Source organism: Streptococcus halitosis (genome assembly GCF_003143695.2).
GTDB lineage: Bacteria > Bacillota > Bacilli > Lactobacillales > Streptococcaceae > Streptococcus > Streptococcus halitosis.
On record NZ_QEMY02000001.1, the window covers coordinates 560,992 to 584,057 of the forward strand.

Here is a 23,066-nt window from a genome sequence, read left to right on the forward strand (position 1 = left end):
TGCCCCTCAGTACTACTTTATTTTTCTGTTTCTAACTCATACAGGTTCGCGATAATTGCTGCGACCTTTTTAATATCTCCCAGCATACCACGCATTTCAAAATCAGCCAAAACTGGGAAGCCAAAGCGCTGGCTGTACTGCTTGGCAGTCAAACAGTATTGGTTATTAAAATTGCGATTACCAGATCCCACTACGCCAAAACACTTACTAGCATTGTCTCCATAGGCGATAAAGTCACCCACTGGAGTCGTAAGAATCTCAACATCGCCGTTATCGACGCCATTCCCACCTTCCAGATAGGTCGGCAAGAAAGCGATATAGGGATGTTCCATTTCAAAGAATTCTTGACCTTCCTTGACCAAATCCTTGATATGGATTTTTTGGACCTCAATTCCCTCATACTGAGACAAGAGATAGTCCTTGAGTCGGGTTACAAAACTCTCTGTATTCCCACTCAGACTGATATACACTAAGGATATTTTTTTCATGTTGACCTCGATTTTTATGTTTACGATTTAAAAAAGAACTACCAAGATTGTAACTTGATAGTTCTTTTTTGTCAATACTTAGGCAACTTCTTCTGCTTCGACTTCTTCGGTCAAATCCTTTTGCTGGCGCCACATCTTGTAAAAGACTAAGGCTAAAAAGAGAACATTGATGATGATGAACAAAATATCCGTCCCTTTTGCTAATGCTCCCATTCCTAAGCCAAGGGCACTATCTTTGATTAATTGAACTGCATCTTGAATGTTCATATAGCTATAAACCAAACCAACAATAGCTAGTAAAACATAGCCAATATAAGTATAGTTTGCAAGTTGCACGTTTTTACGTACGAGAAATACAAAGGCCACTACAACTAAAATTGCAGATAAAATAATCAACAACATATTAAAAATAGAGTGAGAGGATTCTGACACTTTGTAAGTATAGTTGACTGTGTCTTCTAATTGCTGGGCAGTAAGCGTCCCGCTATTCGCCAGGCTCGTACGAAGCACATCTTTACTTGGCAATGGACTCAAGATTCCAAATAATGACATAGATGAAATGAGGGCTGATAGGACTAACAAGACCCAAAGATAAATAGGATTCTTTTTCATGTTTTCCTCCTTAAGATATTTTGAACATTATAGCATTTTTTGTACAGAAATACAACTTTTACAAGCTGGTTTCAACTTGTTTCCGATAAGCTTTCGGTGATTTTCCGCACAATTTACGGAAAACCTTATAGAAATATCCAACATTACTATAGCCAACTGCATAGCAAATATCTTCGATACTATCACTGGTCGAAAGTAAGAGTTGCTGCGCTGCCTTAATTCTCTGTTTATTGAGCAATTCCGCAAAGGTTGAGTTGGTTTCCCTCTTGATCAGCTGACCGAGATAGACAGGATTGATAAAGAGATCCTTGCTAATATCCTTCAGTGAGAGCTCTTTCTGATAATCACGCCCAATCACTTCCAGAACACTTACCACATTTTCATTCATGCGGTACTGGCCAAAGAACTTGGTCAAGGTTTCTTTGATATAGGAAACCAATTCTTCAAAAGTGTTAATGGCATGGATAGCTTTGACAATCTCGGTCATATCATCTGCTTTTAGGTGTTCAAATAAATGAAAGACATCCATGACAAACTGAGTGAAGAGCTGCTTTGTGATGGCCACGCGCGGGGTATTCTTCAAAACAACCTTCTCTAGCAGGGTTAATTCCTCGATGATTTGATTGATATTCCCTTGGATAATCACTCGATAAATCGGCTCGTAATAAGCAAACAAACTCTCGGATTTTTCTAGATTGACTGAACCGTAGAAGAGGGCTTTTTCAGCGTTGATCTTCCAATTCTCAAAGGACTGCTGGAAGGGTGCTTCAAATGGTGTCACAACGATGCCATCTAGTGGCTGATCAGAGATGAAAATCTGCCAGTCTTGCCCCAAAACATAGTAAGGAATGGTAAAAGAACCTTGCTTTCCCTTGGATAGACCAATCCACCAGCTGTCTTTACCTGACAGGTAATTCGTAAATCCTGTCTCATCCAATTCTTGACTGAGGGTCTGACTTTGCTCCACCTTTTCCTGAAGCTGTTGCGCAATTTTTTCTAATAAATGGCCCAACTCCACCTTGTCTACTGGCTTAACCAGATAATCCACGACACTAAGGTTCATGGCTTTTTTGACGTACTCAAACTCCTGATAACCAGACAGCAAGATATAATAGGTATCTGGAAGTAGCTCTTTCATTTCCCTAATCATCTCAAGTCCGGTCTTATCTGGCATGTTGACATCGGAAATGACCACATCTACTGGATTTCCCTTGACGTAGTCCAAAGCATCATCTGCGTGATTAGCAGTTGCGACGACTTGCATATCCCATTTTTCAAAGGGGATTAATCGCTTGAGCCCCTCTGTCACCATGTACTCATCGTCTACTAATAAAACTTTATACATTTCTACCCTTTCTATTCATCCTGGATAGTGATATGGTAACGAACACCTTCTTGTTCAGCTGACTCTACACTGATTTGGTAGCGATCCCCAAAGTAGAGAACAAAGCGTTCGTGTACATTTACTATTCCAATTGATTGCCGCTCCCCACTATAGCTTGCCTCGTGTTCAAAACTTCGTTGAGCTAATTTTTCTTGCAAGCTAGCTAGTTTCTCAGCGGGCATTCCTCGACCATTGTCTTCCACTAGGATTTCAACGAAGCCTGGGCCCTTCAAGGCTTTGATACTGATGACATTATCCGTTCTGCGATGGTCAACACCATGGGCAAAGTAGTTTTCTACTAATGGTTGGAGTGTAAATTTTGGAATCCTCATTTCTTCCAATTCTGGTGCAATCTTGAAACCATAGGCAATGGATTTAGGATAACGCACCATACAGAGATAGCTATATTTTCGGCAAAATTCCAACTCTTGCTTTAACGTCGTTTCCCGCTCGTCGGAGATATTGTTGCGTAACAAGCTACTAAATTCATAGATAATATCTGCCAGTTCATCCTGACTTTGCATGACGGCATACATCCGTAAAAACTCTAGAGTATTGTACATAAAGTGAGGATTGATTTGAGCCTGCAGGGCTCGCATATTGGCATCTTTTTGGCTGAGCTCTAGCTGATAGATATCATGGATATTTTTTTCCAGGCGATCCAACATATCATTGGTTGTTTCTGCAATGAGAAGCAACTCTTGGTCTTTTTCAGAGGTATCGATTCGAAGGCCTTCTTCTCCTTGAGCAATCACCTCGATCGAATCTACTAGGTCTACGACCTGCTTTTGGTAATTTGAAAAAGTCTGTCTAAGGGTCACGTACAAAATGATGATAAAGAGAATACTTAGCCCAATAATGACAGCTGAACTCGTCAAAGTTCCTGTAAGAACAAAATTTTTAGGAACAGCAACTCGAACCTGATAACCATGAGAGGTGACACCTACAAACCAGTTTTCTCGCTCGGCTGAGACCTTCTCCCCAATATGGAACATCTCGGTCTCAAAAGGCGAAGTTACTGTTACAGCCATTGGGATATGACCCCTTGTATTGTCAATAGCGCCATGTAAAACATCCGGGGATAGTGAGATATAGATTACTCCTAAATCCTTGTCAGACACAGGATCGGAAACAGGAATGGCAAAACTATTGGCTGCCGGCTTAAAACCCTCCGCAGGAATTTTCTCTCCACTGCGTTTTTCTCTAGTCGAAACATACACTTCCTTATAGTCCTGAAGAACAATAGCCACTCCAGTCACAAAATCATTCCGAACATAGAGGTCATCAATATTTTCATACAGGGAAACCGAGATATAAGGTGAAGTTTTACGCTCTAATTGCCAATAGAAGTAGTCTGGTGTGCTGAGACTGAAATACTTGTAAATTCCTTCGATGCGGGCCTGATTTTCAACCAAAGACTGAGCAAGTTGGGTTGACTCTCTGTGATAATATTCCACTTCACTCACTGTCCGAGTGGTCACACGTTCTGCAACCCGTTGGGCCTCTTTCTCACGCGAGTCCCAGTCAGCATACGATAGCATAATCGCAAAACTGGCAATGACCACGATCATAACCAAACTATAAATCCGTAAAAGAGAGTGAAGCCAAAACTGCTTCATTCTATTTTGTCGCCAATTTTTCATGGATACTTTCATAAATAGGTTCCAACATATCACTGATAAAGAAATGCCACATTCCAATTCCTACAAAAAAGAGCAAGGCAGGCATATAATAACCAACTCCTACAAGGAGAGCGGACCCGAGTAAAACCTTGGCAATCGCAGGTAAGCTCATAAAAATCCCGATAAGGGACAGTTTCAAGGTATTTTGGTAGGATAAATCAAAGTACACCTGAAGTTTCAAGGAAACAGTGTAGGCTAGAAAGACAAGAGCAACTACAAGGACGTTGAGAAAGGTCGCCAAAAGGTGGAAAATCGTCTGGTGGGGCAATTGAACTAGAAGATATAAACCATAAACTAGGACAAGATCCACAAACACAAAACTATAGAAAGCCAGATTACTCTTGACAAAATTACTCTTATACAATTCCCAAGCTTCCTTCAAATGGTATGCTCGATAAGTATAACCGTGCTCCGCATACAAACTCATCAGGGTGGTACTAGCTGGTGCCAAACCAAAGACCACTCCTCCTGCTAGTGTTAATAGCCAGAAATAAGCTGTCGCAATCATTCCCAAAAAGATACGATTAAAGACGAATTCTAGAAATTTTCCCATGTTACTCTCCTTAAACTAACGATGTAACTATTATATCATATTTCAAACGTTTTCAAAAATATAGAACTCCCATTTACAATCCTCAAAAAGCGTGATACAATTGGTTTTATTAGTTTGTATCAAGGAGATTCTCATGAAGAAAAATATCTTAACCACCCTCTTAGCCGCCGTCCTCTACTTTCTCTGTGTGGGGATTGGAGTCTTTCTAGGACACCTAGTCGATCAAACAGGCAATATGTTCTACGCGCCTGCCTTTTCTGCCCTTGTCGGTGGCAGTGTCTACATGCTTCTTTTGACGAAGGTCCCTCGTTTTGGCGCTATTACAACTCTAGGACTTTTTATGGCACTTTTCTTCCTAGCTAGCAAGCATGGCGCTGGTGCCTTTCTCCCAGGACTCGCCTGTGGTCTTGCAGCAGATGCCATCGCTCGTCTCGGCAACTACAGAGATCGAATCAAAAACACCCTATCCTTCCTCGTTTTTGCTTTTAGCACAAGTGGTCCTATCTTCCTCATGTGGATCCGTCCCAAAGCTTACGTGGCTACCTTACTTGCGCGTGGGAAGTCACAAGAATACATCGACCGTATCATGGTCGCTCCAGAGTTGGACAAAATCCTTCTCTTTGTTTCAAGCATCCTCCTAGGTGCCTTGATGGGGGCTGTGGTTGGGCAATTTCTAAGTCAAAAAATAGCTGATAAACTATAAGGTAAAAGCCCTGAAGACTAGCTATGCCTAGTTCCAGGGCCTTTTTGTATACAATCTTAAAATTCACTATAGATAAATTCTTGAATATTCGAAAAATCGGTCACAAAACAGTAAATCACGATGCTCAAGATAACCGTATAAAAAAATAGTGTCCACAAGATTAAACGATGTGTGTTAGTTAGCTTGGTTTGCAAATTTGTAAAGTTCTTTTTCAACTTCCATCCATCCTTTCACTCCAACGTGCATCACGTCAAATAAAAAGTAATCATCATACTCTCTGTTTCCATAGTTTAATACGGTTGCACCATGGCTTTTTGCGACATCTTCTATTTTTTTATAAGTTTTTTCTCGCATCTCTCTTGAGACACCAGTGTAGTCATTCCATTTCCCGTTTACTGGGAAAATAATAACCTCAACTTCAATGCCCAATTCTTTAGCAACTGTCAAGAAGAGTTCCATATCTGAATATTCTGGTGACTCTAGGTAGCTCAAATCTTTATTGGAATCTTTCAGCGATGCATAGCGATCTTTTAAGTAAGTATTGTAGTAGTTATTATCAACAGCATAGTCATTATTGTCTGTTTTCTTTTTGACCTCTTCCACAAACTGATCCGTCATCTTTTCCCAATCATAGTCTGGGGTTTTGTCTCCTAGTGAAGGATAATCTGATTTAGCATGTTTTTGATAAAAAGTCTGTTTAAGCTTAAAGGAATACATCGCGTTATCTAACTCTAATAGTTTTTTATCAACAATAGTTCCTTTTCCATCTATGAAATAACTTTTGTATTTTTTGTAGATGTCATTTTGTTGCTTATTTCCTTTGGTAATCTCGATAATGCGATTGATTATTTTTTCTTTCGTTTCTTTACTAATCTTATCATTATCTAGCATGTGAAAAATATGTTCCTGAGAAGCCTTGTTCAAAAAGGCATCTTGATGGGTCCCATCTTTTTCAAACCACTGAACCGACTCTACTATAGCTACTTTTCGCTTACTCATTGATCCTTCAATAGAGCCCAAGGTCGTAGCCTGAATGATGTTTTGAGAATAACTGGTCCCAATCTGCATGATATTAAAATCGTTGTAGTTAAAAATTTTATTTGGATGATAGTCTTCATTTATCGTTGCGACCAACTCTGAGGAACCCATTAGAACCAGTGTATTGGGGGTGATATTGCTTGTTAGAATATCTCTACTTTTATACTTTTCATACGAGGTGCTATAACGAATACTGTTATCCTTGACTTTATAATAATCATCAATCTTCTTGACATACGTCACATTTAAAAGGGCAAGCGTCGCAATTACGAGCACAAGCGATAGTAAAAATGCTTTTAATTTAATCATCTCGTTTTATCCTATCCCTTCGATCTAGCCTATTTCTTTTCAATCTCTTATCTCTTTAAAATCGTCAGTAAGATTTTATAGGGTTCACCTGAAAAGATAAAGAAACCAATCATAACCAAATTCATGGTCACAAACCAACTTAGTAGCTTATACCAGTTTTTGTTTTTATTTTTCTTATAAAAATTGCTTTTCTTTTGATACACTTCAAATCCAGCCATCAAGACACCATGGTAAAAACCATAGACAATGTAGCTAACACTGAGACCATGCCAAAAACCCATGACCAACATATTGACCATATAGGCATAGGTTGCATTGTGTAGTCTATTTTTAAACCATTTTTTCCTGATAACCTGCATCAATACTCTTGAAAATACAAAATCTCTCAGCCAGGTCGACAAGGTGATATGCCATCTGGTCCAGAAATCCTTGATATCAACACTCAAGAAAGGTTTGTTAAAGTTCATCGGTGTCTGAATACCTAGAATGTTGCTACTTCCAACGGCCATTAGACTATAGCCTGCAAAGTCAAAGAACAGATACAAGGTATAGAGATACATATACTTGATTGAATAAACGACTGTGCCAGTATTATTTAGAGCGAGTAACATCTGGTAAACATAGGTTGATAAAACAACCTTGTAAAGAAGGCCTAGAACGATACGATACACACCGTCCCCTGCTAACTCTAGATACTCTTTTCGGGGCATGACCTCGTTTATCTCTTTTAAAAATCTCCTACTCCGATCAATCGGACCAGCACTAACTGTTGGAAAAAAGAGCAAAAACTGTAGGTAATCTTTTACACTGATTTTTTCTTTGATCAAGCCATCCGATATTTCTAGCATGATCTGAATGGTCTTAAAGGACATGTAAGAAATTCCAATAAAGGCCAACAAATGCAGAGAAGTCAGAGCAAAGACTTTATTGATTATCAAAGGAAGAATGGAAAGGAAAACCAGTGGTTTCAGCCGCTTTGCCTCTATCCTCTGTGCTAGAAAAACCAGAAAATACTGGTAAACGACAAAGGCGAGCAAATAGACCATCATCGCTCGACTCTTACCATAGATAGCTCCTGCAAATAAGAGGGAGAGCGTCAAAATATAGTAGTCCTTACGTTTTTCAAAAAAATTTACCACAAAACCAATCAGTAAAACTACAAACAAGAGAAGGAAGAAATCATTCCCCTCGAAATAATTCATACCAGCCAAACTCCTTTACATTATCATCCCTTCGACAGCAAACTTTCTGATTTGCTAATTGAGGGACCTTTCTTTATTATAGCATATTTCTAAAAAGAAGCTTTACTCTTCTTGCATTTCAGTGAGAAAACAAAAAGGAGTCCTGTTGAACTCCTCCCATTATTTATGACTTAATTTCTTGGTCAAGAAATCTCCCAAGAACTGGATTGTAAAGATAATCAAGATGATAATGATGGTTGCCAAGATGGTCACATCGTGATTGTAACGGTTAAATCCATAAGCAATGGCTACGTTACCGATACCACCAGCACCAACTGCTCCCGCCATAGCCGTTTCCCCAACAAGGGAAATCAAGGTCACTGTCGTCACACGAATCAAATCTGGAAGACCTTCTGATAGATAAACACCCACGATGTCCCAGAAGGTCGCTCCACTAGCCTGCGCCGCCTCAATGACACCACCATCTAGCTCAGCCAAGACCACCTGCACCTGACGGGCAAAGAAGGCAAAGACCGCAAAAGAAAGTGGGACAAGGGCTGCATTTGGCCCGATACTCGTCTTCACAATCAAGTGAGAAAGTGGCGACATGATTGCCAAGAGGATGATGAAAGGAACCGCACGGAAAATGGAGGTGATCTTGTCTAAAATCCAAAAGATAACCTTATTTTCCAAGACACCGCCTGGCGCTGTCAAGACAAGGAAGAGACCTGCCACCAGCCCCAAGAACCCTCCGATGATGAAGGAAAGAACTGTCATATAAAGAGTTAGGTAGATAGCCGTTCCCCAGCCTGCCTGACCAGCCCAGCCCATCTTATAGACATTTGGTAGATAAGTTTGAATCAACTCTGTCATCTTACTGTCCTCCCTTCAATACTTTTAACTGGACACCCGCTTGACGAATGGCTTCTTGAGCACCTGCTAGCGCTGCTTTTTCACCTGACAAGACCACCACCAATTCTCCAACGGGAGTGCCATCGAGAATTTCGATATTTCCATAGAGGATATTAGCCGTTACTTGGTAACGCTTGTACAATTCATTCAAAAGTGGTTCGTCTGTCGAAGCACCTGCATACTTGAGCTGCACTAAGATACTGTTCTCAGATAAATGCTCTACGATTTCTTGCTTCTCAATCTTGACCATGGCTTCATCAATACCTGTCGCAGTTGAGATAAAGTCCTGGGTCAAAGGCTGTTTAGGATCTGAGAAGATTTCAAGGACACTGCCCTCTTCAATCAAACGACCATCCTGCATAACTGCCACACGGTTGGCAATGTCTTTGACAATCTGCATTTCGTGCGTAATCAAAACAACCGTCAAGCCTAATTTTTGGTTCAAATCTTGCAACAAGGCCAAAATCTGCTTGGTTGTCTTAGGATCAAGGGCAGACGTTGACTCGTCTGAAATCAAGATTTTTGGATCATTGGCCAAGGCACGCGCAATGGCCACACGCTGTTTTTGCCCTCCGGATAGTTGTGAAGGGTAGTTTTCAGCACGATCCGCCAAGCCAACCAAGTCCAACAACTTAGCTACTTTGGCTTTCTTTTCTTCCTTGCTGAGTCCAGAGTGTTTGAGGGCAAAGGCCACATTCTCCTCTGCTGTCTTCTGACTCATGAGGTTAAAATGCTGGAAAATCATCCCAATGTCTTGACGCTTACGACGCAACTGCTCTGCTGTCAAGGTCACTCTGCCATCAAAGATTACATCGTCGTCAATGGTAATTTCCCCAGCAGATGGCTTTTGCAAGAGGTTAATCACCCGTACAAGGGTTGATTTCCCTGCTCCAGAATATCCAACGATTCCGTAGATATCCCCTTCTTGGATGTGAATGGTCACATCCTTAACCGCTGTGATGGTTCTCTTCTTTTGGTGAAAAGTCACATCGATCTGATCTAACTTGATAATATCTCTACTCATAGCTTCTAATCAGCTCCTCTACTAATTCAATATGGGTGTAGTAATCGGCGATTCGCACATTTTCATCTCCACCGTGGTCTCGGCTATTGGCATTTCCTAAACCAAAGGCCACCATTGGTACCTCTAGGGCATCAAAGACCGTATGCATAGGCCCTGTTCCTGCTGTGGTCGGCAAGACTGATACGCCCTGTGGATAGAATTTCTTGGCCAACTCGATCACATTGAGAATGGCTGGTGCGCTCATATCGCTTCGATAGCTCATCTCTCCCAAGGTATAGTATAATTCTACCTTATCAAAGCCATTTTTGTCTAGCTGTTTCCGAATTTTTTCCAGAACATCATGCGGTTCTAGGCCAGGAACCAAACGAACCTCTAGCTTGGCACTAACCTCTGCTGGCAAAATCGTTTTAACCCCTTGTCCTTGATAACCTGACTGAATCCCTTCGATATTAAGGGCCGGCTCGAAAAAGAACCGTTTTAGAAAGGCTGCACGATCCTCTTGTAAGAGAGGCAATTCCAAACCATAAATGCGACTAATTTCCTCAGGATTGCGTTGGGCGTAGGTATCTACCAAGGCTAGTTCTCGTTCATTTGGCTCTTGAACATCCTCGTACAAGCCTTCTACCAAGATACGTCCATCTGCTGCGCGTAGACTACTTAGAGCCTGGACAAGATACCATGGAGCTGATTCCACAACCCCACCATAACTAGAGTGAATATCCACATCGGCACTTTTTACCTTGGCATCAAAGGTCACAATTCCCTTGTTTCCACCAGAAATTTCTAACTGCTCCAAGGCATTCTTAGTCCCTTGTTCCCAGACCAACAAATCAGCCCCACGGAGTTTGTCCGCATGTTTTTCCAGATACTTATCTAGGTCTGTTGAAGCCGATTCCTCCGCTCCTTCCATGATAAAACTGATATTGACAGGCAGGTCATCATGATGCTGCATATATTTTCTCAAAGCACTCAAACGAGCTGTGATGTGGCCCTTGTCGTCGTCAACCCCACGCCCATACATAAAGCCATTTCGCACAGAAAGGGTAAAAGGATCCTCTGTCCACACCTGGTCACCATCCGCCGGCACAGTGTCATAGTGGTTATAGAAAATCAAGGTCTTGGCATCCGGACGCGAACTCTTGAAATGTGCCATAACAAAGGGTGCCGTGTAAGTCTCATCAATCTCCACTTCAGCCCCTACTCGCTTGAAAATCTCACCCAGATAATTTGCGACTTCCTTGAGTCCGACCTGCTGGGCAAAGACTGATTTCTTAGAAATCAAGGTGCGCAAAACCTCAAAATAATGCTGGGCTACATGATCCCTTTCAAATTTTTCAATCTGTTCTTGTTCGCTAGGAAAAACCATATTCTCTCTACCTTTCTATGAACCTATAGTCTTCTTTACAATCCATGCTCTATACAAAAGCAAGAGGTGGAAACTCTCTCCCACCTCCCTGTGTCTTATTACCAAACTGGTTGGTCCAAACCGTCTGATGTTTCTTCGATAACTTTTTTCACTTCATCAGTGTGGTAAGCTGCGATCACTTTCTTGATGGCATCAGCCTTAGGTGATGATTCCCAATCTTTTTTCGCAACGATGATGTTGTACCATTGTTTTGAGTTTTCATCAGCTTGTTCTTTGAAGAGTGCTTTCTTGTAGTCCAATTTTGCTTCTGTAACGAAGGTATTGTTTACAACGGCAGCATCAACTGATGACAATGAACGAGCTGTTTGGCTAGCATCCAATTCAGTAATCTTCAAGTTCTTTGGATTTTCTGTGATGTTAGCAACTGTTGCAAGTGCAGTTCCAGAAACATCCAATTTGATCAAACCAGCTGATTGAAGCAAGTAAAGCGCACGGCTTTCGTTTGTTGCATCGTTTGGTACGGCGATTTCACCGTTATCTGGGATTTCTCCCACTTTGGTGTACTTGTTTTCTTCCCCATTTTTACCTGAATAAAGGCGGATTGGTGAGATATAGGTATCTGCAATCGCTACAAGGTCTTTCCCGTTTTCTTTGTTCCAGTTGTTCAAGAAGTTGTAGTGTTGGAAAGCATTCAAGTCTACTTCGCCATCAGCAGTTGCCTTGTTTGGTTGTGAATAGTCTGTGAACTCTGTGAATTCCAATTTAATTCCATCTTTTTCAACCAATTCTTGGATTTTATCCCAACGCGCTTCTTCAGAACCGCTACGGTTAACTGTTGCAATTTTGACAACTGTTTCGTTGTCTGCTTTCTTTTCTGAATTTCCGCAAGCTGCAAGAGTCAAACCTGCGACTGTAGCAAGAGCTGCTACACCGAGCCATTTTTTAATTTTCATGATTCTATCTCCTTTAAAAATAATACCGTAATAGTATCTCATACTTTATTTGATTTCGCAAATTGTTATTAGATAGGCAGACATATAGTTTGAAACTATAAGTCTAGAAGTTGCAAAATCATCCACCTACGAGAGAATGGATGATTTACAAACTTATTTAATATCAGCTTCTGCTGGGAGATAAGTGTCTCCGAAGAACTGTTTAGACAACTTTTCAAGAGTTCCGTCTTTGTAGAGTTCTTGGATACGTTTGTCTACAAATGTTTTCAACTCATCTTGACCTTTAGCAAGAAGTGGGTAAACGTAAGGTTGTTGGTCGCTTGGAAGTTCAATGACTTTCAAGTTGTCCAAACCTTGGTCCTTGATGACTGTTTCAACACCGATTTTATCAAAAATCTTGTAGTCAAACTGGCCATCGCTCAAGCGTCCCATGATTTGTTGGAAGTCCGCTTTAGTATACTTTAGGACAGTTGGATTATCTGAATGTTGTTTGTTGTAGTCTTCTAGCTGTTTAGCAGAAGTTGTCCCTTGAACAACTTCTGTTGATTTTCCACCGATATCATCAAGCGATTTGATGCTAGGGTCATCTTTTTTCACTACAAGAACGTTAGGGTTTTTAGCAGTTGGAGCTGCATAAAGGTATTTTTCAGCACGTTCTTTAGTGTAGCTGATGTTGCTAACAGCCATATTGTAACGGTCAGCATCAAGTCCTGCAAAGACTCCTGACCACTCTGTCTTCTCAAACTTGACATCATACTTGTCAGAGTCTTTAAAGATAGCGCGAACCACTTCAATTTCGTAACCAGTCAATTCGCCATTTTCTTCATAGTTGAATGGTTTTGGTGTAGCATTAGTTGCAACGATAATTTCTTTCTTGCTAGCTGCTTCTCCCTCTTTTTTCGCACCACCTGAGCAAGCTGCTAACACACCTACAGCCACAAGTCCTAGAGCAGCAAGAGATGAGTATTTAACGATTTTTTTCATGTCATTTCCTCCAAAATAGAATACTTTACTATCTTAACAGAAAATATTTTTTTTTGCCATTATATGATATCTATCTCGGTGATAGGTTTTTTTTATGGCTGATTTAAAAGACCAGACGCAAGACTGCAATCAAGACTACCCCAAAAAGAACCGTACCTACTAGATTGCGGTAGCGAAAGGCTACCCAAGCCGTTGGAAAGACTGCTAAAAAGTCCAGCCATTTGATTTGAGGGAGACTGCCAACTTTGCCAGTCACTACGCTTGAAAGGATCAGGGCAAAGATAATGGAAACAGGCAAAAACTTCAAAAACCGCTCGACGATAGCTGGCAAGCCCTTGTACTTAACCAAGATGAAGGGAATCATACGGGGAATCCAAGTCACTAGGCCTGAAAAGATAACGGCTAACAAAAGATATTTACTGACCATCTAAGACCACCCCCATGGTACAACCTAGCAAGGTCGCAAACAAAACAGCTAGCGACTGAGACACTACTGTCAAGAGCAAAAAGAAGGACACCGCAACAACGGCTAGGATTAGTAGCAGATTCCGTACAGGAACCCGTCTTTGCATAATCTGAAATTGTGAAGTAAAAATCCCGATAAACATCCCAACAAGGGCAAAGTCCAAGCCAAAGACTTCAGGATTTGGAAGAAGGCCACCTAAAGCCGTCCCCGCCACTGTCCCAATAAACCAGGCTACATAACTATTGAGATTGTTCCCGTGCATCCACATAGGATGGACTTTATCTGTATGGGCTAATTCTCCCATCAAAACGCCATAGGTCTCATCTGTCAGGAGACTAGACATGCCGATATTTTGCCAGAGACTAGTATGACGGAAATAGGTCGATGCATGCAAGCTCAGCAAAAAGAGTCGCAAGTTGATCAAAAAGACCGTCATAGCAATAGCTGCCACAGGCGCTTGTACCGCAATCAGTGCCAACATGGCAAACTGGGCGCTCCCGGCATAAACAAAGAGGCTCATCAAGCCCATCTCAACAGGTGTCACATAGGGCGCACCGATAATCCCACAAGCCAGACCGATACTAACATAGCCGAGGGCAGTCGGCATGGCCGCATGTACACCTTCCCAAAATCCTTTTTCTTTCATCCTTCTCCTCATATTTTCTCCAGTTGAGGCTGTTCATCATCACAGCCACAGCACGGACTATTATAACATATTCAAAGAAGAGAAAAAAGTCTGCTGATTTTGGCCGTCATAAAAAGACTGGCGATCCAGTCTCAAACACCTATTATACAAATTCTCCTCTAAATGCTCTCACGAATATTCAAGAGCATGACAAATGCGGTTAGGAGTAATAGCAATAGAATAAAGCTGACCGCTAGGACCCCAAAACTTGTAGCAATCGTTACGAAAACGATTGTGAATAGACTTGGTAAGACAACCGTAATAGCACCAATAGAGGATTGAACCGCTCCCATTGACTCCTCAGGTATTTGTTTAAAGACGAGTTCTTGCAATCTAGGAGAGAGTAACCCTGCGATGAAGGCATCCAAGGAGCTGAAAAGCAGAATCAAACCAAAATGAACTGTGGCAAATCCTACTAGAAGGAGTAACTGGATGACGACCGAAGCGTATAGAGCTGTTTTTATAGAAATCGTATTTTTCAGATAGCCACTTACAAGGCTTCCGACAATAAGTGCTAACAATTCTAGTGTTGATAACAAAGCGAGTGATTGACCAGTTTGTAAATCCAAAAACGGTTGGTTTCTTAAAAAAAGAGTTGAAATAGGAACAGTAACATTAATCACCGCTTGGCTGATAGAGACGATAAATAAAATGAAGATCACTCTATCCATATTCCAGATCAATTTTGATGATTGGAACAAATGCTGGCAAAACGATTTTATAGAAAGACCTTCTTGATAGCTAATTGTTTTTTCAACTTTCAAAAGATCATTTTTTATGAGAAGAATACCTACAAATGCTATCAGAAACGTCAGAGCGTTTAGCAAGGAAATGAACTGAATGGAAAGAATTCCTAGTAAAACCCCTCCTAGAATATTACTGATTGTCCGAACTAAACTAACTGTTGATTGTTTAAAGCCAATAGCTTCTGTCAGATGTTCTTTCCCAATGATTCTTATAAAAATAGGAGTAAGCATGGCTCCTGAAAAGTAACTCAATGTATCCGACAAAAGGTTCATTAAACAAATAAAGAATACAAGCCATAAGGAAAAGGGCTGCCCTGAAAGCGAAAGCGCCACTATAGAATAAAGTACAAATTTGACAAAACTAATAACCGTATACTTTAGAACACGATGGTGTTGAAAGTCAGCCAAAACTCCCATAAAAATTTGCAGAACTTGAGGAACAGTCTCTGAAATCGTAATGAGTAAAATTGCCAAGGGGGCAAACGAAGCATCTGCCACATAATTCAAAAAAGCAAGATAAAAAATTGTATCCCCAACCATTGAAATCCACTGGTTGATGGTTAGTTGCCTAAAATCTCTATTTTGAATAAATACTTTCATCGCAACTCCTTTTTGAGTTCAAATGGGAACTTTTCCCCAAGGATAGACCGATATTGCTGAGCACCCAAAATTACAGCAACGGTAAAATTTGACCAATGCCATTGTAGACTATGTGCAGTCCAATAGGCCAATAAATGGACTTTGTCACTCTAAATAAGACTGCAAATATGAGACCGCCACCCATATATACGAAAAAGTCTGTCAAGACCCAACCGTGGTTACTAATGTGCAAGATTCCAAACAAAGCAGCCGAACCGAGCACATCCAGTCCCCATTTCTTTCCTTTTTCCAGAGCTGTCATCACCAATCCACGATAAATCATCTCTTCAAAAATAGGACCTGCAATCACAGGATAGAAAAAATACATCAAAAATGCCGTTGCTCCCGTAAAAGTAGGAACATCCAGTTGATAAGCAATTTCATTTTTGGTAGGCGGAAAAATAAAAAATGTGACGAAGTTCCAAATAACAAAAGCTAGGAGAGATAGGAAGCAATAGAGAAGATAGGAACCTCTAAATTTTCGACTGTTGATTTTCTGCCATTTCCCTGACCGAATCATAACAATAATAGCAAGCAGAACCACAAGAAAATTCAACAGCATATCTGACAAATAATAGGCAAAGTCAGATAGACCAGCAGCAAGGTCGCTATGTAAAAGCAAACGAATGAAGAACTGGTCAGAAATGACAAGTAGAATAGCTATTAAAAAATAGTAGCGTGAGATTATCTTTTTCATTCTATTTTCTCCTATACTATGAAATAAGGATAGTATAACACGGAAATCACCACATTTTAGAAAATCGCATATTTGATATTGTTTCTCATGGAAATTTCACATTCGCGATAGTAGATTAATCGATAAGTTCTTTGTATTGCTGAAAACGCAGTTCAAAAAGGGCTGTTAATTGGGGATTTTCTAATACTTGCAGAGATTGGATAAAGTTTTCAATCTCTTTTTGATTGCTCCCTTTGGTTTGGAGGAAAATGCTCAATTTCTTTAAAAACTGCAATGATACTTTCTCGAAAACATCATATGGTCGGAGCATGCTCCCCAACTCGGCTTCAAAGATTGTGATATAGGAAAAAAATTTGCGCTCCATGAGCTCTGAGATGATATTAAGATAACCACTTTTCATATACAATTGATTGTGTACCAACTCTTTAAATTCCTTAGATTTTTCAAGTAAAGAGGTGGATAAAAAAATCAGATCTTGATTACTTAAGAAAGGCATGGTATTGCAAAAATATAGAGTTCAAACCAGGTCCAAGACTCAATAGCATAGAGATAGGTGGTCAAAAACTCGCTATCCTCCTCTTCTAACGGATACCTTTTATCTAAGGAATGGATAGCATTTTTAATCACAATAGCATCCAAACGACGATAAGTCTGTGCCATTTGTTCCTGCTCGACTTCCTCTAATAGTTTCTCTAAGCCAGCTATATCTTGATGGGCAAAGCGATCTACAACCTTTCTACCAAATCGCATATGTGGTGATTCTTGATAATTGTTAAGCTTGTGTCCAAACTCATCGAAGGTCACATTTATCCCTTGGATAGCTAGTATCAGTTTATCCGCAGATAGCATAGACTGTCCCAGTTCAAACTTGGATAGCTGGGATGCTGTCAGCCCATCACAAGCCACATCTGACTGCTTGAGTTTTCTCGCCAGGCGCAATTCCTTGTAAAATTCTCCCAATTCTTGTTTTTCAATCATCTCCTTACTCCTTTATTAACTCACTTTACTTTTCTATTCGTAAAAATTTTTACTTTTTTAACATATTATAAAATATTTTATCAAAAAAGCCAGCCTAAAGCTGACTCTTTATTCTATGGTATCAAAGGCAAGGCTTGGTTTGGCATTGAGGTCCAAGCCTGCAAAGTTTTCTTTATTCCACTCGCTGACGCTAGCATAGGCAATCATACCTGCATTGTCTCCACAAAGGCGCAGGGGTGGGATGATGACCTTAACATCTGTGATTTCAGCTGCTAGGCGTTCTCTGAGCCCTTTATTAGCTGCCACGCCACCTGCCACGACTAGGGTTTTAACAGGATATTTTTCCAAAGCCTTCTTGGTTTTGGCCATAAGAATATCCATGACTGCTGCTTGGAAAGATGCTGACAGGTCTTCCTTGGACAAGCTTTCTCCCTTTTGCTCAGCATTATGGTGAAGATTGATAAAGGCAGACTTCAAACCTGAGAATGAAAACTCTAGATTGTCCTCCTTAATCATGGCACGAGGGAAATCATAAATATCCTGCCCCTGATGAGCTAGCTCATCAATTTCGCGACCTGCAGGATAGGTCAATCCCATGACACGGCCGACCTTATCATAGGCCTCACCAACTGCATCGTCCCGCGTTTCCCCAACAATCTTATAATCCCCAGCCTCAGAAACATAGACCAACTCCGTGTGCCCACCGCTAACCAAGAGAGCTAGCAAGGGAAACTCCAAAGGCTCAACGCTCTGAGCCGCCATGAGGTGGCCAGCCATGTGATTCACGGGGATTAGCGGAAGTCCATGAGCCCAAGCAAAGGCCTTGGCAGCTGACAAACCAACTAGCAGTGCTCCGACCAAGCCTGGTCCGTAGGTAACCGCCACAGCTGTTACATCCTCTTCGGTAATTCGTGCTTCTGCCAGTGCTTCCTCGATACAGGCTGTAATAACCTCGACATGGTGACGGCTAGCCACTTCTGGCACTACGCCCCCAAAACGTTTGTGACTCTCAATTTGACTCGCAATGACATTGGACAAGAGCTCATCGTCGTTTTTCAAGACGGCGACACTGGTCTCATCACAGGATGTCTCAAATGCTAAAATATATCTATCCTTCATCTATTTCTCTCTTCATGATAATGGCGTCCTCAACTGGGTCATGATAGTAAGCCTTTCGCTCAGCGATGATCGCCATCTTTTCTTTCTTGTAAAATGCTTGCGCTCGTTGGTTTGACTTTCTGACTTCGAGGAAAATCTCCTTATCCGCTGGCAGTTGAGCAAACAAGGCTGACGCAATTCCCTGGCCCTGATAGGCTCCTTTGACAGCGATTTGCAGGACTTCTGCCTCAAAGAGATTCTCCTGCACAGCTAGAAAGCCAATCACTTCTGCCCCATCATAAGCTAGAGCGTACCAAGTCTGGTCTTGGGACAGGTCTGCTTGGATTTGTTCCAGCGTCCAAGGGCTGACTGGGTAAACAGCTGCCATTACAGCGTAAATAGCTTGAGCCAGGTCAGGCTGTCTTTGAATTCGTTTGATCTCTATCATAGGCGTTTAATGTAGGACTCACCAGACTCGGTATGGTTCTTGAGCCAATTTTCCTCAGCTTCAACACGCTTGAGATAGTTAGGAACAAAGTCGTGCAAGGAGTCTGCTTCCTTATCCCAAGCCCAAAGGGCAAGATTAGCTGCATTTGGCAAGGTTTCCTGATAGTTAGCCTGTGGTAAACGCTCTTGGATCTGCTCCACAAAGGCTCCAACTTCTCCAACAAAGGTCACCTGTTCAGCATCCGTGACTTTTTCAAGCACTTCCGCAAAGGACAGGTGTGCTTCTGGTATGACAGGTTTGGCATTTTCATAAAACCCTGCATAAACATTGTTGCGACGTGCATCCATCAGGGGAACAAATAAGCCTTCTTGTTGGCGCGGTACCAGAGACAAAAGACTCGACATACCAACTAACTCAATGTTCAGGGTATGAGCCAAGGTCTTGGCAGTTGCTACCGCAATTCGCAAGCCCGTGTAGCTACCTGGCCCTTCAGCGACCACGATTCGATCCAAATCCTTGGATGTCCAATCCAAACTTGCCATCAAAAAATCGATGGCTGGCATGAGGGTAATACTGTGATTCTTCTTAATATTAATCGTCGTCTCAGCAAGAATCTGCTTGTCCTCTAAAATAGCGAGAGAAAGAGCCTTGCTGGACGTATCAAAAGCTAATACTTTCATAACACATTCCTATCTTTTTGTCTGTTTACTATTATACTACAAAAGCCAGCGCAAGGGAATTTTCTTTGTTTTGAAACAAAAGGGCCTGCCACTTAGAGAAAAAGAAGTGTAAATAAGTCATATATGCCTTAACTCGATTTTCGACGTTAGAAATCATCGTCATAACAATAAAGATAGCACCTAAAAATAGAAAAATCCATCCCATCTATCAAGACGAGGTGGATTTTCTGTATATCTAGAGGAATAATTGACTTTAAGCATTTAAACCAAAGTAGAAAACAAGCCAGACAACATAGGTGACCAGGAGGAGAAAAATTGAATAGAGCGTCACAAAAGCAAGCTTCCAAAGGAATTTTGTTTTGCGGTGTTCCAGATGCACAAACAGGGCATTCCCTCCATAGACACAAGCTACAAAGACTACAAACATCAAGAGGCGAACCCCTACTGCAAATTCAAACAAACTAAACATTCTTAATCCTCCTTTTGGTATTCCTATTTTTATATAAACTGTTGACAATGTTGGTCTATCAATGTTAAAATGTATTTCAACACTGGTAGGAAAATCAGGTTGAGTCGTTGACTCTTCGGGTTGCAGTGCTATCCCTGAAACTTTGGTTTCTAAAGAACTGAAATTGCGATTGAACAATTCGCCCCCAATGTTATTAGTAGGCTCTTGACTTTGGTCAGGAGCTTTTTGATGCTTTTAAAGTTGATTCCCTCAGTAAGTTATAGTAAAGTATAAATATCGAGAGGATAACGTAGGGCGACTGGTAACAGAGCGTTCAAAGGTACCAACTTCTGGTACGGGTGTGGGACTGCCTTCAGCTTTGAGCTGTAAAGACCCCTGACTACCATTGGTCCTCTCTTTTTGCTTACTCTTAGATTAAGGGCTTTTCTTTGCCTCTTTAGTAAACACTCCACTCCATGCTATTTCTACATCGTTATACTTATAGATTGACTTCTTAGCCTCATAGATGATAAAATAGGGTAAAGGTTGAGATTTGGTCTGACTTGGTGACAAGTCTTTCAAAGGTTGTGATTCAATCACTTCAGGTAATGGTGCTGCCCCTTGAGCTTGCTCAGAAAAATCCCTTAATTTTGTCTCAGCCTTTTTGGTTGTTCTTGAGATTTCTCAAGAGCTTTTTCTTTTTTCAAAGATATCATTCTGTCCCAACCATCTACTCCAACGATTGATTAATGAAACTAGAACTATGTTTTTCCTTAAATCTACTATCTCTTTAGATTTCCCCTTTAATTATAACACCTAAGCGCTCTCCGACCAAATCCTACCTGTCTTTTTGCTCCTTCTTCCCCTCCCGACTTTCTCGTTTCCGTCTTTTACTAATTTTTCATTTTGTGGTATAATTGAAATAATTGTAACGAATCAAGGTCAATCTAGACACAAAATGGAATGAAATCAAGCAAATCTCTGCTAAAAGTTTGGAATAAGTTGACCTATAAATAGAAAGGAACTATATGATTTACAAAGTTTTTTATCAAGAAACAAAAGAACGTAGCCCACGCCGTGAAACAACACGCTCACTTTACCTAGACATCGATGCCAGCTCAGAACTTGAGGGCCGTATCGCTGCTCGCCAACTTGTCGAAGAAAATCGCCCAGAGTACAACATCGAGTATATCGAACTCTTGTCTGACAAATTGCTAGATTACGAAAAAGAAACTGGCGTCTTCGAAATCACGGAGTTCTAATATGGCTTATACTCTTAAACCTGAAGAAGTCGGCGTTTTTGCCATCGGTGGTCTGGGAGAAATCGGAAAAAACACATATGGGATTGAATACCAAGACGAGATTATCATCGTCGATGCTGGGATTAAATTCCCAGAAGATGACTTGCTGGGTATCGACTATGTTATCCCCGACTACTCTTACATCGTAGACAATATTGACCGCGTCAAGGCTGTCTTGATCACACACGGACACGAGGACCACATTGGTGGAATTCCTTTCCTGCTCAAACAAGCAAATGTCCCTATCTACGCTGGACCGCTTGCCCTGGCTTTGATCCGTGGAAAACTCGAAGAACACGGTCTCTTGCGTAACGCCAAACTTTACGAAATCAACCATAACACTGAGTTAACCTTTAAAAATCTCAAGGCAACTTTCTTTAGAACAACCCACTCCATTCCAGAGCCTTTGGGGATTGTTATCCATACTCCTCAAGGAAAAATCGTCTGTACGGGTGACTTCAAGTTCGACTTCACTCCAGTTGGTGAACCTGCAGACTTGCACCGTATGGCTGCCCTTGGTGAAGAGGGTGTTCTCTGTCTCCTCTCTGACTCGACAAATGCAGAAGTGCCAACCTTTACCAACTCTGAAAAAGTCGTTGGCCAGTCCATCATGAAGATCATTCAAGGCATTGAAGGACGTATCATCTTTGCATCCTTTGCCTCAAATATCTTCCGTCTCCAGCAAGCAACAGATGCTGCTGTTAAGACTGGACGCAAGATTGCGGTCTTTGGTCGTTCTATGGAAAAGGCCATTGTCAACGGGATCGAGCTTGGCTACATCAAAGCTCCTAAGGGAACCTTTATCGAGCCAAATGAAATCAAAGACTACCCTGCTGGCGAGGTTCTTATCCTCTGTACAGGTAGTCAGGGCGAGCCAATGGCAGCCCTCTCTCGTATCGCTAACGGAACCCACCGTCAAGTGCAACTCCAACCCGGCGATACCGTTATCTTCTCTTCTAGCCCAATCCCTGGAAATACCACTAGCGTCAACAAATTGATTAACACTATTTCTGAAGCTGGTGTCGAAGTTATCCACGGTAAAGTGAACAATATCCATACATCTGGACACGGTGGTCAGCAAGAGCAAAAACTCATGCTCCGCTTGATTAAGCCGAAATACTTCATGCCTGTCCACGGTGAATATCGTATGCAGAAAGTCCACGCTGGACTAGCGGTGGATACGGGTGTCGAGAAGGACAATATCTTTATCATGAGCAATGGTGATGTGCTTGCCCTTACTGCTAACTCAGCTCGTATCGCTGGGCATTTCAATGCCCAAGACATCTATGTCGATGGAAACCGTATCGGTGAAATCGGCGCAGCTGTCCTCAAGGACCGTCGTGATCTATCTGAAGATGGTGTCGTTCTAGCAGTCGCAACTGTTGACTTTAAGTCGCAGATGATTCTATCTGGCCCAGATATCCTCAGCCGCGGCTTTGTCTACATGAGAGAATCTGGCGACTTGATTCGCCAAAGCCAACGTATCCTCTTCAACGCTATTCGTATCGCGCTGAAGAACAAAGATGCCAGCGTGCAATCTGTCAATGGTGCTATTGTCAACGCTATTCGTCCTTTCCTTTATGAAAATACAGAACGTGAACCGATTATTATCCCTATGATCCTCACACCAGATGAAGAATAATACTCTTTGATTTTCATTGAATATAAGTCAAAAAAACAGCCCCGTCTTC

Annotated in this window: 23 protein-coding genes and 1 pseudogene; 3 read left to right on the plus strand and 21 right to left on the minus strand. The window is 41.4% G+C overall.

Going from position 1 to position 23,066, the window contains the following annotated elements:
• Positions 1 to 17: 17 nt before the first annotated feature.
• The 5 genes from nrdI to DB729_RS02840 form a co-directional block, all read right to left on the minus strand.
• Positions 18 to 488, minus strand: a complete 471-nt coding sequence (nrdI, locus tag DB729_RS02820) for a class Ib ribonucleoside-diphosphate reductase assembly flavoprotein NrdI (protein WP_084939419.1) — start codon at positions 486 to 488, stop codon at positions 18 to 20.
• A gap of 78 nt (positions 489 to 566) precedes the next feature.
• The gene (locus tag DB729_RS02825; RefSeq protein ID WP_084939420.1) at positions 567 to 1,100 is read right to left on the minus strand and encodes an ABC transporter permease; all 534 of its coding nucleotides are present in this window, start codon (positions 1,098 to 1,100) and stop codon (positions 567 to 569) included.
• A gap of 58 nt (positions 1,101 to 1,158) precedes the next feature.
• The gene (locus DB729_RS02830; RefSeq protein WP_070837151.1) at positions 1,159 to 2,445 is read right to left on the minus strand and encodes a response regulator transcription factor; all 1,287 of its coding nucleotides are present in this window, start codon (positions 2,443 to 2,445) and stop codon (positions 1,159 to 1,161) included.
• Positions 2,446 to 2,456: 11 nt separating this feature from the next.
• Complete coding sequence (locus tag DB729_RS02835; RefSeq protein ID WP_080568684.1) at positions 2,457 to 4,127, minus strand: sensor histidine kinase; 1,671 nt, start codon at positions 4,125 to 4,127, stop codon at positions 2,457 to 2,459.
• Complete coding sequence (locus DB729_RS02840) at positions 4,105 to 4,719, minus strand: YesL family protein (RefSeq protein ID WP_000514463.1); 615 nt, start codon at positions 4,717 to 4,719, stop codon at positions 4,105 to 4,107. Before DB729_RS02840 ends, DB729_RS02835 begins: the two co-directional genes overlap by 23 nt.
• A 133-nt stretch (positions 4,720 to 4,852) precedes the next feature.
• On the opposite strand from DB729_RS02840, the gene DB729_RS02845 reads away from it, so the two are divergent.
• The gene (locus DB729_RS02845) at positions 4,853 to 5,422 is read left to right on the plus strand and encodes an MptD family putative ECF transporter S component (protein ID WP_084852791.1); all 570 of its coding nucleotides are present in this window, start codon (positions 4,853 to 4,855) and stop codon (positions 5,420 to 5,422) included.
• 174 nt (positions 5,423 to 5,596) lie between these two features.
• Here DB729_RS02845 and dltD read toward each other — a convergent pair whose 3' ends face one another.
• The 16 genes and pseudogenes from dltD to DB729_RS02925 form a co-directional block, all read right to left on the minus strand.
• Positions 5,597 to 6,769, minus strand: coding sequence for a D-alanyl-lipoteichoic acid biosynthesis protein DltD (dltD, locus tag DB729_RS02850; RefSeq protein WP_000593512.1), 1,173 nt, complete (start codon positions 6,767 to 6,769; stop codon positions 5,597 to 5,599).
• A 47-nt stretch (positions 6,770 to 6,816) separates the two neighbouring features.
• Positions 6,817 to 7,971 carry a D-alanyl-lipoteichoic acid biosynthesis protein DltB gene (dltB, locus tag DB729_RS02855; protein WP_109289584.1) on the minus strand — a complete coding sequence of 385 codons (1,155 nt, stop codon included), beginning with the start codon at positions 7,969 to 7,971 and terminating at the stop codon, positions 6,817 to 6,819.
• Positions 7,972 to 8,130: 159 nt separating this feature from the next.
• Entirely contained in the window at positions 8,131 to 8,823 is a 693-nt protein-coding gene (locus DB729_RS02860; protein ID WP_000137507.1) for a methionine ABC transporter permease, read from the minus strand.
• A 1-nt stretch (position 8,824) separates the two neighbouring features.
• Positions 8,825 to 9,886: a methionine ABC transporter ATP-binding protein gene (locus DB729_RS02865; RefSeq protein WP_033584780.1), complete on the minus strand. Its 1,062-nt coding sequence runs from the start codon at positions 9,884 to 9,886 to the stop codon at positions 8,825 to 8,827.
• Positions 9,879 to 11,252, minus strand: a complete 1,374-nt coding sequence (locus DB729_RS02870) for a M20 family metallopeptidase (RefSeq protein ID WP_109289583.1) — start codon at positions 11,250 to 11,252, stop codon at positions 9,879 to 9,881. Before DB729_RS02870 ends, DB729_RS02865 begins: the two co-directional genes overlap by 8 nt.
• A 98-nt stretch (positions 11,253 to 11,350) precedes the next feature.
• Positions 11,351 to 12,205, minus strand: coding sequence for a MetQ/NlpA family ABC transporter substrate-binding protein (locus DB729_RS02875; protein WP_109289582.1), 855 nt, complete (start codon positions 12,203 to 12,205; stop codon positions 11,351 to 11,353).
• A 153-nt stretch (positions 12,206 to 12,358) separates the two neighbouring features.
• Positions 12,359 to 13,189 (minus strand): amino acid ABC transporter substrate-binding protein, encoded by an 831-nt coding sequence (locus DB729_RS02880; protein WP_000724973.1) that lies wholly within the window; start codon positions 13,187 to 13,189, stop codon positions 12,359 to 12,361.
• A gap of 103 nt (positions 13,190 to 13,292) precedes the next feature.
• Positions 13,293 to 13,616 carry an AzlD domain-containing protein gene (locus tag DB729_RS02885; RefSeq protein ID WP_000253936.1) on the minus strand — a complete coding sequence of 108 codons (324 nt, stop codon included), beginning with the start codon at positions 13,614 to 13,616 and terminating at the stop codon, positions 13,293 to 13,295.
• Positions 13,606 to 14,301: an AzlC family ABC transporter permease gene (locus DB729_RS02890; RefSeq protein WP_081730819.1), complete on the minus strand. Its 696-nt coding sequence runs from the start codon at positions 14,299 to 14,301 to the stop codon at positions 13,606 to 13,608. The genes DB729_RS02885 and DB729_RS02890 overlap by 11 nt, the downstream gene beginning before the upstream one ends.
• A gap of 158 nt (positions 14,302 to 14,459) precedes the next feature.
• Positions 14,460 to 15,686 (minus strand): MFS transporter, encoded by a 1,227-nt coding sequence (locus tag DB729_RS02895; RefSeq protein ID WP_033584774.1) that lies wholly within the window; start codon positions 15,684 to 15,686, stop codon positions 14,460 to 14,462.
• Positions 15,687 to 15,756: 70 nt separating this feature from the next.
• Entirely contained in the window at positions 15,757 to 16,422 is a 666-nt protein-coding gene (locus tag DB729_RS02900) for a CPBP family intramembrane glutamic endopeptidase (protein WP_033584772.1), read from the minus strand.
• A 115-nt stretch (positions 16,423 to 16,537) separates the two neighbouring features.
• Positions 16,538 to 17,400 (minus strand): annotated as a pseudogene (locus DB729_RS02905) (Rgg/GadR/MutR family transcriptional regulator).
• A 108-nt stretch (positions 17,401 to 17,508) separates the two neighbouring features.
• A complete protein-coding gene (tsaD, locus tag DB729_RS02910) occupies positions 17,509 to 18,519 on the minus strand; it encodes a tRNA (adenosine(37)-N6)-threonylcarbamoyltransferase complex transferase subunit TsaD (RefSeq protein WP_109289581.1) in 1,011 nt (336 codons plus the stop codon).
• On the minus strand, positions 18,509 to 18,946 hold the full coding sequence (rimI, locus tag DB729_RS02915; protein WP_109289580.1) for a ribosomal protein S18-alanine N-acetyltransferase: 438 nt from the start codon (positions 18,944 to 18,946) through the stop codon (positions 18,509 to 18,511). The genes tsaD and rimI overlap by 11 nt, the downstream gene beginning before the upstream one ends.
• Positions 18,943 to 19,626 (minus strand): tRNA (adenosine(37)-N6)-threonylcarbamoyltransferase complex dimerization subunit type 1 TsaB, encoded by a 684-nt coding sequence (gene tsaB / locus DB729_RS02920; RefSeq protein WP_109289579.1) that lies wholly within the window; start codon positions 19,624 to 19,626, stop codon positions 18,943 to 18,945. Before tsaB ends, rimI begins: the two co-directional genes overlap by 4 nt.
• Positions 19,627 to 19,879: 253 nt before the next feature.
• Positions 19,880 to 20,095 carry a hypothetical protein gene (locus DB729_RS02925; protein ID WP_000492029.1) on the minus strand — a complete coding sequence of 72 codons (216 nt, stop codon included), beginning with the start codon at positions 20,093 to 20,095 and terminating at the stop codon, positions 19,880 to 19,882.
• A gap of 1,007 nt (positions 20,096 to 21,102) precedes the next feature.
• Here DB729_RS02925 and DB729_RS02935 point away from each other — a divergent pair.
• Both DB729_RS02935 and rnjA read left to right on the plus strand, forming a co-directional pair.
• Positions 21,103 to 21,336: a DNA-dependent RNA polymerase subunit epsilon gene (locus DB729_RS02935; RefSeq protein WP_000639588.1), complete on the plus strand. Its 234-nt coding sequence runs from the start codon at positions 21,103 to 21,105 to the stop codon at positions 21,334 to 21,336.
• Between the two features lies 1 nt (position 21,337).
• Positions 21,338 to 23,017, plus strand: a complete 1,680-nt coding sequence (gene rnjA, locus DB729_RS02940) for a ribonuclease J1 (protein WP_000331973.1) — start codon at positions 21,338 to 21,340, stop codon at positions 23,015 to 23,017.
• Positions 23,018 to 23,066 lie beyond the last annotated feature (49 nt).